Genomic DNA, 12,622 nt, shown 5'->3' with positions numbered 1-12,622 from the left:
GCAACACTGCATAACTGGTCACCGTATGGCAGCGGGAATCCGATTGATTTACTGCCGGGATTTAACGGTGAGCGGTGTGACCCGGTGAGCGGCAGTTACCATCTGGGGAACGGCTATCGTGCCTATAATCCGGTGCTGATACGTTTTAACTGTCCTGACAGCCTGAGTCCGTTTGGTGAAGGGGGGATTAACCCGTATGCGTATTGTGCCGGGGACCCTGTTAATTTTACCGACCCGTCAGGGCATATGAGCACTGGTGCCGGTGTGGGTATCGGCCTGGGGATTGCCGGTATTCTTGCTGCCGCATTTACCGCCGGACTGTCCTTGTACGCAGCGGCAGTGCCCGCCATGATGGGTGTAATGACAGGCAGTATGTCAGCGGGAGCGGCGGCTGTGTCAGCATGGAGTTCTGTCACTGCTGCGGTCGGCTCGGTGTCGGTGACATCCCTTGTGATAGGGGGATTAGCCGCCGTTTCTGATATGACGGCAATCGCCAGCGGTGCCACAGAAAAAAGCAATCCGCAGGCATCGTCTATTCTGGGATGGACATCCTTGGCTTTGGGTGTCTCTGCAATGGCAGGATTCGCCGGGAAAGGTATCGATGCGGCCATGAAATACGGTTTCCAGGGATTAACAAAGCGAGGAGGAATACTCAGTACTCAAGCGGCACACAGCATTCTTCCGGATGGGGTTATTGAGTTTGATGCATTTTTACTAATTAAAGGTGGAGGTAATCCCGGAAATAGGGCGGTTATAACTTCACATAGAGTTCAGGCGCTTTTTGACAGTAAAGTATCGATACATCATCGCCAAAAAATAAGATTCTTCTCGGATGATGGTTTCGCATTAGCTGATCCTGGCATATCTCAAGCAACTGGTAATTTTATTGAGCCTAGGGAGGTGGTTCATGGTCCTTCTAGAATAAATAATTACTATTTATCTAATTACAAAGAGGATTCTCTGCATGGTTTGGTTTATACGGCACGCCAACATAATGTTGATATAATTAAGGTGACGAAAAATACTAGTTTAAAGCACTTGTTAAATACCTTGAGAGATGCCCATGTAGATTATGAAACCATTGATGGTGTATTTTGCAGGTCGACTATTAAAGATACTATTCTGGATACATTGAGAGTGAGAGAAGCTCCATATCAGGACGCGTTGCTATATTAATATCTCAGGCTAATGACAAAGTTTATTATGACTTTGATAGTGATAGCCCTCTAGCGTAAATGGTGGGGGCTATCACATATACTAGCTCAGAAAGTGCGGCCTTTGGCCGCATGACTGAACAGCTCTACTCACATAACTTAGATTTAAGGAGACTACCCTCTACATAGGTAATCTCCGGTGAGCGATATATGACTCCATGGTAGTGGTGCCACGCTGAGCGACAGTTCTTCCGGTATGATGCTCCCCTAACTGAGAGTGTATCAAGAACCCGACTGAGATAGACCATGTTCTACAGGACTATTGCATTCACAGGAAGGTTGAGGTCAGATGCCCTATAAGCCATTGACTCGGCCGCCCTGTTATGGAGTTCGCCAAGTTGGTGAAGAAAAATGATGCGGACAACCCCATGACGACTTTCGCCTTTGTTGAGGATGGCTGGCGATCTACGTCGTAGGCGGGTATCGAGCAGAGAGTCACAGATAAAAATAGAGCGTTAAATGTGTCCCATTTCGCGCAGGCCCTGGATCGGTTACCAGTACGTAACCCGGCGTCGCGGGTGACGCCTGAGGCACAAAACCAGAGCTGGCCGCCATAGTACACTGGCCTGCGGCAGACGATTCAGGACTTTCAAGTGGAGAATGACTTTAACCGTGAGGCGCTGGCGATAGAGATAGCTCTAATTATCCCAGCACAGAGGGTGGCTAGGGGGCTGAACAGGATTGTGACAAATCGGGCTACCGCTGAAACTGCGGATGGACACGGTCTGAAGCTGTTTTCCTCACCAAGCGCAGTGGGCTAAAGATTATGGCGTGGTGCTGGAATTTATCAAGCCAGGAAGGCTAATTCTGGTGTCCCCATCGAGCACGTTAAATGGGACTACCGAACAGAAATTTAGGATTTTTATCGGCTCAGAACCTTGAATGAAGTGCAGGAAATCACAGCTCGCTTGCTGACCGGATACAATAGCGCGCGGCCTCATGCATTCCTAATAACCTTACGCTGTAAGAGTGTCGATTAATCAGTGAGAATTCGGCGATTTAAAAAGTGCATGTAATTAAATGTGGTGTATTTACACTATCAATAAATTAGTAGCCATGTTACTTGAATTTATGGGGTTTATAGTGTGGCTGGGAGTCTAAAAGTTACTTTTAAACTCACAGCCATGTTCAATAGATGTGTTTGGTTTTTTTTCTGACGTGAATATTTTTATCTAAATAGATAAGATTAGTTGTAATGTTGTTCTATTCTCCTCTGGGAAATACATTTTCCTATTCAGGGTTAAATTAAATGGTTCTCTTGTGAAATAGAGATCTTCCATTATATCCCTATTCTTAATGAAAAAACATTCGCTGACTATAGAGTATCCAATTTTCTCTTTTAACATGTAAAGCACTTCTATTTCATTAGCGGAAATGGCGGTTGAATTAATGCCGTTTAACCTCAGTCTGCTTATCAGTTTTTTCATAATGCTATTTTCTAACGATGATGTTGTATGTATAAGATTAGTATTGCTCATTATTTCTTTTATTTCTAAATTACAATCAACTATGTCTTTGTGTATAAGTACTCCTATTTTTTCTTCCTGTAAATCTATTTTTGATATGTTTGTGTTTTTTAACTCAATGTTTAAAGGGGAAATGACAGCTAAATAGCAACCACTCTCCAGGTCAGTGGCAATGTTTCTTGAGTGCCTGCACTCCAAATTAATGCGTATGTTCTTATTGTGGTAAATGTCTGTTAATTGTGTGTATGGAAAGCTATCGATTAATATTGTTGCAGGGTGGGTATGTGCGGCTTTTTTGAATTCATTTAAAATAATGTTTATTGCATCGTAGTGGGGCTTTACTAAGTCAAATAACTCAATGCCTTTCTTGGATAATTGTAATTTGCTTTTTTTTCTCTAATAGTTTGTGTCCCATGTTTTTTTCAAATGAGCTAAGGCCTTGAGACATGGCAGAGGGTGTTATATAAATTGAATTTGCAGCATCATTTAATGAGTTATTTTTAGCTAATTCCATAAAGTATTTTGCTTTTCTTGAAAACATATTTATACATCCTTGTTGATTACGATTTTATGTTGCGACAATAGCTTAAATCTATTGATTTAAACTGTATATAATGCAAACTTATTGGTGGTTTAAGGTTGGACATTATCATACGAGTTAACTCTCCTTTTAGTGGCCATGGTTTCATTATACATGATAATGTGTTTTTTTTGCTCAATATTTTATTAATGGCATATTTAGTTTTTCTAATTTTTAATTTTTAATTTTTAGACTCTTGGTGTATTGTTTAAGTGCTTTGAGTTTGTAGTGGAGGGGTATGTCAAGAGGCACTCTCCATACAACTAACTAAACGACCTCTTCATTTGGCCAAATTGATAATGGCAATAGGGCTATTGAATATGTTTGTTGTGATTTCCAGATCACCGGTTATCGTGAGTTATCATCTGGCATTGTTAATGATTCTAATTTGTTGGGGCAAAAACTGCTTTGTTGTTTATTAATTTCTGAGTCTGTGAGTTTTGATGCGAATGGGGTAACTCGTGATGATTTTGAGCAGGGCTGTTGAAATTTTCTTGGTGCCGCATTGGGCTGTTTTAATTGAGTTTTGTTAATAAGGTGAAAATAAATCCAAGGAATGAAGGTGATATTAATGATTATACGGATTCGGATGTTGTGATTGCATTTTGGTATAACTCTGAATTATTGCCAAATAAAGAGCTGTCTCTTCAGGATGTGGGCGAAAGCTTATTTTATCTTGATAAACCAATATTGTGATTTAATATTGTTCTTCTAAATCTACTGACAAGAATTTAATATTCAAGGATAATAAAACTGAAAGTTACGTAAGCTTGTTGATAAGGCCGATTTTAAGACTGCAATATCAGGTTCTGCTATCCCACTATTAACTTAATCTAGAAGGGCGAGTTGGCACTAATATTAAATTGGATATATATAACCGGTAAGGTTAATTCTCTGAGCAATCACACGAAGAAATGCCCCTTTGAATGTTATGATTTCCTACGATGTGATTATTTTTTTGATGCGATGCTGTTACTCACGAAAGTTAGAGGCCAATGTCCATTAATTAAAGGTTTGTTATTATATGGTGGTGTGTCATATGAATGGTTACTGATCTGTTTTTATTTGTTATTTTTTTGATTGATTATTTTTTTTGCGCATGGTTATTGAGGTGTTCTCTGAGTGATTTCTTAACTATTAATTTATTGTGGTGGTTTATGGGTAATAAAGAATTGATGAGGATCGCCAGTGAGCTTGTTGCTGGAGAGAGAACCAGGATTCCCGCATTGAAGTTTAGCGAGTGGGATGCGTTGTGCTGGTTTATTCTGGTGTTTAAAAACACCTATAATAATTGACTTGGATGATAAAAATAATAACTTAATTAAATGGAGATGTGATAAGTTGAAACGACATTGGACTTGGCGTATCGTTTTGTTAATATCTGCGATGTGGTGGTTGTCTTTGCTCTTGATTTTCATATAAGTGTATTATTAGTTTCTAATTTAGCCTAAATATTGGTTTGGTTTCCATTGTTTATTTTCTCTCATTCTGTTTTGTTATTTATCAATGGTTTTGTTTTTTTAAAGAGTTTTTGTGTGGGGTGATGAAATTTTAATTTCATTGGTTCATGCTCGATTGTTATTAAGTGAGGTTTCTGTTGTTTGTTGATTTAATAAGGTGATATCAAACGACTAGATTAAAATATGGGATAGTCATATTGTTATTTCAATAAGAGCCAAGAAATTAATTGGGAAAATTATTACTAATACATGAGTGAAGATAGTGTTTTAGGCGTCAGAGAAATGGTGGTTGTTACTTCATGCTAGGTATAAAAACAATACAATTCAATATGATAGGTGCTTATGGAAATTGTTTAAAACCAATAAAGACTTCTTTGCTGTCTTTCTGACCACGTTATAGCACCCTGTGTGGATTCTATTCACGCAGGAGTGTACGCCATGAAAATCAGCATGTTGCTGACATTGTTTCCTCTACTGATGCCGGCATCGGTACTTGCCGGCACGGTACTGTATACCGATTCCCACCATCCCCCGACGAATAATGATGCTTCCGTGACCGTGATTTATCTTGACGGTCCGGAGCAGTTGCAGACGCAGCTCTTCGGCGCACTGTCGTCGAACCCGGATGAAGCGCAGCGGCAGGCGCAAGCCGTACTTCAGTCACCACAATGGCAGGCGCATGAACAGGAGCTGGCGACGGTTTACCGTGCGGTGGTGCGCGCCTGGGAACTGGGCGTCAAAAAAGTCCCCGCGGTCGTGTTTGACGATCGGGATGTGGTGTATGGCACCGCTGATATCGCCCGGGCCACCGCGTTGCGCGCGAAGTCACTGGAGGGCCAGTGACATGCAACGATTTCCCTTGCAGTTGGCGTCTTCCGGACAACCCCGGCTGACCCTTAAATCCCTCGGTGTAGCCATGATGCTGTCTGCGGCCGGCGTGCCGGCGGCGAATGCCGCGCTCAACAGCGCACAGATTGTTGCCAGTGCGGTGTCGCAGTCCTGCATCAGCTGGCGCGTCAGCGGTATTTGCTACTGGTTGTTCTGCAGTTGGGGCGGCTGCACTGTCCGAACTTCGGTCAAAGTTAGCCATTTCGTCCCGGAGGCGGTGGTGTCGGCGTATAACACCCCGGGAGGCAACCCGTGGCGTGAGATGTCGATGGTCAGTCAGGCCGCCGGCGGACTCGAGAGCAGTATCACCAGCGCACTGGGCGGCGTTGCAGCCGGCGGTGGCAACAATGAGCTGAAAACCCCCGGGCAGCGCAAAACCAACCTGCATTTCAAATACGCTGACGCCATTGGCCATCCGGCGACGACCCTGATTGGCGGCAGCATTGCCGGCTATTCGTGCCGCAGTGCGGCGACCCCCTTCGTGCCGTATTTCCTCAGCACGCTGGACAGCCTGGCATGGCGTACTGGCATGCCGGAATCATTGTATCCGGAGGCGTTGATCCCCGGTCAGCGCGAGGTTGGTAGTCAGGCAGCCGCGAATATGTGGGGCAACGTCTATCCCCGTTCGGGATTTGTGACTCAGGTCGATGATGACAAGGCAGGAGCTCTGGTGGCACAGCGGGTGGCGGACATCATCACTCGCTCTGGTCAGTCGCACGTCTACCAGCCCCTGATAGGCCAGCGCTCGGAAGGGTACTGGCCACCAGGTGCGGTTCAGGAAAATACAGGAACCAGCAACCATAAATGGCAACGCCTGGCGCCGCAGCTCAGCCAGTCTTGCGCGGTATTCCCGGACGGTGAACATCCGCCGGCTGCGGATGCGAACGCTGCCTTTGCCCTGTGGCAACCCTACAGCTGCTGCCAGCGCCGCGGGCAGCGTTTCCTCTACAGCACGGATTTTTGAGGCATAAATGATGAAAAAACCAATGAATAAATCTCTCTGGGGACGGCGCAGTCTACTGCCTTTGGTGGTTGCCGGTAGCCTGGCGATGGCCGGTGTGAGCGCACACGCTGACGACAATGACGATAACGGCACCCTGTTTGGTATTTCGTTGCCCCAGGTGAATGACAGCAATATCGGTTACGGTAAGAACGCCAGCGGCGCCGTCTCGGACAAACTGTTCTATTCCCTGGGCGGAGGCTCGGTGATATCACAGCCGGCGACGCGTGGCAATATGCAGCGCCTGGGGATGAATCTGGGCTGGAGCTCGGATTTGATGTGCGGCAACTTCGACCTGAAGAGCACCATCGGTAACCAGCTCAATGGCGTGACGGACGGGTTCAAGAGCCTGATGGGTAACGTTATTCAAGGTGCTACCGGTGCGGTAGCCAGTCTGCCGGCGATGGCTATCCAGCGTGCTAATCCAGGCTTGTATGAAATGCTGACCAACGGGGTATTGCAGGCCAATGTGGCATTCGACAAAGCCCAGCTCAATTGCCAGAACCTCTCCAAACGGATGATGGATATGGTGGACTCCGGCGGCTGGAGCCAGGCGGCGGCGATGGAGGAGGCCAAAAGCCTGATCAATAACGGGGATGCCGATGCAGTGCGGTCGATGAATGCCACCGAGAAAGTAACCGGGCAATCCGGCCAGACCTGGATCGGTGGACAGAAGCGCGGCGGCGCCGGTCAGCCGGCCATCAAACCGACGCACGATCTGGCTGCAGCCGGCTACAACATGATGAATGCGTTGCCGGTCACCAGCACCTCCAGCGTATCCGGCAGCAGCTGTACCGGCGGTGCCTGTACCAAATATGCCAGCAGTGAAGAAGCGGCAGCCGCTGTGGTGAAGGTGTTGGGCGACACCTCGCTGCGCACCTGCAAGGACGCAGCGCAATGCACCAGTGGCGAAGGGACCGAACAGCCAGGCAGCACCGTAGCCGGTACAGGTTTTGCGCCGATGCTGGAAGAGGCGACGAAAACGAATAACGAGCAGTTGGCCAGGCTGGTCAATGGGGCAGAAAAACCCACCGCGGGCAACCTGGCCAAACTCAAAACGGGCAGCCTGGCGGTGACCGCCGGCGTTATCAAGGCACTGCAGCGCGATCCGGATAATGCCGCCCTGGTTGGGCGTCTGGCCAGTGAGCTGGCGATGGCGGATACCATCGAAACAGCCTTTATCATGCGGCGCATGATCACCACCGGGATGTCTGAGCCGAACGCCTCTGCGCAGAAAGTCGCGATGGAAGAAGGCGATCGGCGTATCGAGGCGCTGGATCGTGAGATCACGGCGCTCAAGAACGAGATGGAGATGAAGCGTGAGATTGCGCGTAACGCGGTGCTGACCATCATCGACAGGGAGAACAACCGGGCGGAAACCAACCCGCAGCGTCAGTCGGTTGACAGCCCGGATACCAAGTTCAACCAGTTGGCCGTGCCGGAAAGCGACCAGTAATCGTGAGGATGAATCAATGACCGGAACAGAGAAAAAAGCGGTGACGCCCGCCAGGGGGCGCCGATTCGGTCTGCGGGCTAAGCGTGTTCTGCAGATGTTGGGCATGTTGGTGATAGCGATGATTGTCGCGCTGGGCATGGCTCACTGGGGTGTCAATCACCCGGGAGAGAGTGCCGCGCTGCGTGACTGGGTGCACAGCACCCGTTATGGCTGGCTGAGCTGGCGCCTGGCGCTATACGCCGCGTTGGCCTGGGGATTCTGGAAAATCTGGCATGCGCCGGGCTGCAAACCGGAATACCGGCAACCTCTCAAGCGCATGGCCATAGCTTGCGCGGTATTTGCCCTGGCCTGTGAATACAGTCTCTTTGGTGGAGGGCTGTCGTTATGATGACCAACAGCTATCTGGAGTATTTCCTGACGCTGCTCGGCTGGCTGATTAACAATGGCCTGTGGGAGTTACTGGTCAGTACGGGGCTGTTTGTACTGCCGTTGCTGTTCAAGGTGGCAGCCATCTGGCTTAAGGTGCGAGAGGAAGGGGAGGATGAGGGCAACAAAGGGATGCTGTCTTTGCCACGCATCGAAAACCTGCTCTACGGGGCATTCTTTGTGATGCTGGCCTGCTGTCTGCCGCTGATGAATGTCAGCCTCGACACCATCAAGTATGACAGCAGCCGGGCGGCGACCTGTGGTACCTGGACACCGAAAAAGCCGGATGAAACGGGCTACGCCAACATCATGTCGAGTATGAACGGCCAGACGGCGAAGGTGCCGGTGTGGTGGTTGGTGGTGCATAAACTCTCAAAAGGCATCACGTCGGCGGCCGTGGCCACGATCCCGTGTCGACCGGACCTGCGGCAGGTGCGTTTTGAGGTTCAGCACAGCCGGGTCAATAACCCGGGGCTTGCGAAGGAGCTGCAGGACTTCACCAACGATTGCTACGCGCTGGCGCTGTATACCTGGCAGAACCGCGACCAGGGACAAACAACCGACAAGGCCACGTTACGTGATATCGAGTGGCTGGGGTCGAAAACTTTCCTGAACGGTGGGTACTACAACAACCTGCAGTCCAAAACGCCGCGCGCCAGCTTCCCCTGGAATGAGGGGCGGGACAGCGGTCGGCCAAACACCGGGAGAGGCGGATACCCGACCTGCAGCGAGTGGTGGTCAGCCGGCGAAACGGGGCTGGAAGCCCGCGTGGTGAAACAGGTTGACCCGGGCGTCATGCTGCGGATGTCTGCCGCGCTGAAGATGATGGGGCAACCGGATGCAGATTATAAGGAGGCTGTGGTGCGTCGCCTGGTCAGCCCGGATAACCTGACGGTCTCCCAGGGCGGACGCGCTTATGCCGGTTACGGCGGCAATGCAGATTTCACCCTGGACAACTCGGTTAACCGGCTCGCGTCACTGGGCGGAACCGCGCTGGGGAGCCTGGCGGCATATCCGGCATTTGATGCCATGCGTCAGGCGTTGCCGATGGTGCAGGCGGTACTGCTGATGGCGGTCTATATCATGGTGCCACTTATCCTGGCATTTGCGGCCTACGAGTACAAGACGGTGATAACCGTGACGTTCGTGGTGTTTGCGCTGAACTTCCTGACGTTCTGGTGGGAACTGGCGCGCTGGCTGGACAGCTGGTTACTGGAGGCATTGTACAGTTCGGACTCGCACAGCCGCTGGAATGTAGCCGGGTTCCAGAATAGTGCAGATGACCTGATTATGAACCTGGTGATGGGCTGTATGTTTATCGTATTACCAGCTATGTGGTTGGGTGCTCTTTCATGGGCAGGGGTGAGTGTCGGTCATTCACTAGGTATGGCTCTGGCAAACGGTGCAGCAGATAGTAAGGCTGCTGGAGGAAAAGTTGGCGGTGCTGTGGCGGACACGATAGCTAGTAAGGGGGCTGGCAATCTCGCTGGCAAATAGGCTGTTCTAAATAGCCAAAGTGCGATGATTGCTGAAACTTCAGTAATCATCGCTAACTTTGTAATTACCGGCGTACCAGCCTGGTCCAAACTCACCATCAGCTCTATATTCACATGGCGATTTGTATGACGTCTTTAACGTCGTTGCATCTTCAGCTAGGTTTGCTTCCTCTTTTGGTGAAAATGCTTCACTAACGAGAAGAAGTAATGCTCCAATGAGTACGACCGAACTGGCAATGATCATCCCTCCGAACACCAACGTCGCTAGAATGCTAATTGCAAGGATAATCATCGGAATATGGGCGATCCAAGCAGGTCGGCTGTATTTACGAGCCTTTGACACAAAGAACGCATCCCATCTCAAAATCGTACCTTTAAGACGCTTCCACAGGCTTGCCATGCGTACTCCACGCTGATAGGCGTGGTGCTGTCTTGTTTCGTTCATCATCACTCCTTAGCCAGGTGATAGTCTGACCTCATCATAGCCTGAATAATAACCAATTGCTATTCACTCGGTCCTCAGACCGCAAGCAAACAAGCTTTTTTGTGCTCGGAGATGCTACATGATCCTGCCCAGACTGGAGAGCTTTATCAGCAGGTGGAACAACAAAATAGGTTTACATCTTCAAAGTAAGGTGGTGAATACCCAATAAAGGTAAAGGCACTGGTAGCCCCCCCCAAATAGGCAAGCAAGGTCAAATATCCCCATGCATTATCTTCATTGCGTTAAGTATAACTGACATTTTTTCGTCCCCGATAGCCTTCAGGAACTTCTCTTTAAATTCATTGTAGAGCTCTGATGTGTATATTAATCTGAGTGAATCTATGTCTATCGTTCCGTTATTATTAGTGGAGTGCGGTGGCCAGATAGTTACTTTATCAGAGTCATTATACGTTCTGGAAAAATCGTCTAGTTCGTCCCGATTTACTAAGCGAATGATCGCAAGTAGGGGCTTTAATGAATATGGCTTGATAAAGTGCTTTCCTTCGATAACAAAGAAAACGGATGCAGGGTCATCATATCTTAGTTCGCTGCCATGGCAAACTATAGAAAAATTCAAATCATCGACGCAAAAATCCACTCTATGCGAAGGGATGTTTTGAGAAAGTTCTTTTATTCTCCATTTATCTTTGTTTTTTTGAATGATTCCGCGTGTAACAAGAGGGAATAGTTTTTGCAATCTTGCTTTGGTAAATATTAAATCTATAGTTTCTTTTGGGTACTGCGCAAAGTTAAATGCTCCACTTTCCAATGGGCGGGTTAAATATTCGGCGTAGGTGCCATCGATGCATTTATTAATAACTGATCTCATACTGCTGATAGTTTCATCCAGGTTTTCATCTGATAGGTCAAAACAACGGTAGACATAATGTTTATCAAAGGCAATATTTTCACGTACTGAAACAGTAACTAGGTCTAATGATATATCGATAATTACCTTGATGTAATCATTGCTAACAGCATGGCTGTGAAAGAGATAGGCCTGATGGCAGTGGTGTATAATGAACTTTAGCTCAGACAGGCTTAAGCGCGTTGTCTGAGTGTTTATTGTGCTGAAGAGTTTTATGTAAATGTCGGAAATGCTTTTATCTGGATTCTCCATAAGCTCAAAGTAATGTTTCTTCTCAAAGTCTTCGTTGTCCAGGCTTGCTTCCAGGACAGTCTGAACATGTTCAGTCAGCGATTTATTTCGTGACTCTGCACGAGCCTTTAAACTATTCATTAATCGTTCAGGGAAACGAAAGGATGAAGGTACTTTCATGTTATTTCCTTTTTTGTGTAATGCAATTTTGTGTAGTGTAATACACTGTAGTCAGCGAACGAAATCAAGTCAAGTGATTGACGGGATTTGATAGGATCGCTTACCCTACTCGAGTTGTATCGTCGTCTTCGGACGACCATCCAATGTCTCAGCGCTCTGTGAGAGGCGCCTTCGGGTGAGTGACATCCAATGTTTCATGTGACCTGTGAGAAACGCCTTCGGGTGGTCACAATATCCTCGTAGCCTGGAAGAGGATGCCCATGTGGCGGTACCTCCGTTTACCCTTTGAGAACGGAGATCACGATAGTGATGAAGGTTCATTAACGACTCAACCGCGCCAGTCCTGGTACGGTTCCTTTCACCAATAACGTATGCATTACGTTTTGCAGCGCTAGAGTACGCCACGGCGATGTTCTATGCTTCAACGCTTTGATTATTTTATATTTTATGACGTGTTGCCGACGACGCGACTTTTGAACGCACGTATAAGGCCATTGGGTACATTTGGCCGCTTACGTGAGTCTCATTAGGAGCAGAGGAGCGCGCGTCACTTGTGAAGTGGCGAAGACACTACCAAGTGACGCGCGTAGCGCATAACGTCTCAAACCACGCACGACGTGGCTTTCAACGTTTTACTACCATCTGACCAACATGTAGTCCGTGTCAGTACGGTCTTAAACACTCATTCACTTCAACGTAATTACGACGGGAAATCCGTTTTGAACGTTTCACTATCTAAAAAGGAGGAAATCGACTCGGTATCGATGGCGACACTACGAACAGTAGTGTTGGAGGCAGCTTGACGAAAGTCAGCTCTGCATAAGCAGCAAACAGATCAGAGATCTGGGGTGCCTCGCAAGAACTCAACATTTC

The 12,622-nt window shown here is 47.9% G+C and carries 9 protein-coding genes and 2 pseudogenes; 7 read left to right on the top strand and 4 right to left on the bottom strand.

Translation table 11 applies throughout. The features are described from left to right. The first annotated feature begins 84 nt into the window (after window positions 1-84). A complete protein-coding gene (locus tag V8N38_RS21560; RefSeq protein WP_244951342.1) occupies window positions 85-1,176 on the top strand; it encodes an RHS repeat-associated core domain-containing protein in 1,092 nt (363 codons plus the stop codon). A 164-nt stretch (window positions 1,177-1,340) separates the two neighbouring features. On the opposite strand, the pseudogene V8N38_RS26100 reads toward V8N38_RS21560, so the two are convergent. After that, window positions 1,341-1,693 (bottom strand): annotated as a pseudogene (locus V8N38_RS26100) (Tn3 family transposase); the annotation flags it as partial. 9 nt (window positions 1,694-1,702) lie between these two features. Here V8N38_RS26100 and V8N38_RS21550 point away from each other — a divergent pair. Then, window positions 1,703-2,194, top strand: a pseudogene (locus tag V8N38_RS21550) (integrase core domain-containing protein); the annotation flags it as partial. 841 nt (window positions 2,195-3,035) lie between these two features. Here V8N38_RS21550 and V8N38_RS21545 read toward each other — a convergent pair. After that, on the bottom strand, window positions 3,036-3,221 hold the full coding sequence (locus V8N38_RS21545) for a LysR family transcriptional regulator (protein ID WP_147840609.1): 186 nt from the start codon (window positions 3,219-3,221) through the stop codon (window positions 3,036-3,038). Between the two features lie 1,937 nt (window positions 3,222-5,158). Here V8N38_RS21545 and V8N38_RS21540 point away from each other — a divergent pair. The 5 genes from V8N38_RS21540 to V8N38_RS21520 are packed head-to-tail and all read left to right on the top strand — an operon-like array spanning window position 5,159 to window position 9,987. Further along, window positions 5,159-5,563, top strand: a complete 405-nt coding sequence (locus V8N38_RS21540) for a TIGR03757 family integrating conjugative element protein (protein WP_103681908.1) — start codon at window positions 5,159-5,161, stop codon at window positions 5,561-5,563. 1 nt (window position 5,564) lies between these two features. Beyond that, the gene (locus V8N38_RS21535) at window positions 5,565-6,572 is read left to right on the top strand and encodes a TIGR03756 family integrating conjugative element protein (protein ID WP_147840610.1); all 1,008 of its coding nucleotides are present in this window, start codon (window positions 5,565-5,567) and stop codon (window positions 6,570-6,572) included. A gap of 10 nt (window positions 6,573-6,582) precedes the next feature. Then, on the top strand, window positions 6,583-8,064 hold the full coding sequence (locus V8N38_RS21530; protein WP_147840644.1) for an integrating conjugative element protein: 1,482 nt from the start codon (window positions 6,583-6,585) through the stop codon (window positions 8,062-8,064). Between the two features lie 16 nt (window positions 8,065-8,080). Then, window positions 8,081-8,452 (top strand): hypothetical protein, encoded by a 372-nt coding sequence (locus V8N38_RS21525; protein ID WP_147840611.1) that lies wholly within the window; start codon window positions 8,081-8,083, stop codon window positions 8,450-8,452. Further along, entirely contained in the window at window positions 8,449-9,987 is a 1,539-nt protein-coding gene (locus V8N38_RS21520; RefSeq protein ID WP_147840612.1) for a conjugal transfer protein TraG N-terminal domain-containing protein, read from the top strand. Before V8N38_RS21525 ends, V8N38_RS21520 begins: the two co-directional genes overlap by 4 nt. A gap of 39 nt (window positions 9,988-10,026) precedes the next feature. On the opposite strand, the gene V8N38_RS21515 is transcribed toward V8N38_RS21520, so the two are convergent. After that, entirely contained in the window at window positions 10,027-10,434 is a 408-nt protein-coding gene (locus V8N38_RS21515) for a hypothetical protein (RefSeq protein ID WP_244951343.1), read from the bottom strand. Window positions 10,435-10,681: 247 nt separating this feature from the next. Continuing rightward, a complete protein-coding gene (locus V8N38_RS21510) occupies window positions 10,682-11,749 on the bottom strand; it encodes a hypothetical protein (protein WP_147840614.1) in 1,068 nt (355 codons plus the stop codon). Window positions 11,750-12,622: the final 873 nt, after the last annotated feature.

This window comes from Serratia nevei (genome assembly GCF_037948395.1).
Classification (GTDB): domain Bacteria; phylum Pseudomonadota; class Gammaproteobacteria; order Enterobacterales; family Enterobacteriaceae; genus Serratia; species Serratia nevei.
Note: the sequence above shows the minus strand (reverse complement) of the source record. Positions and strands in the feature narration are given on the sequence as shown.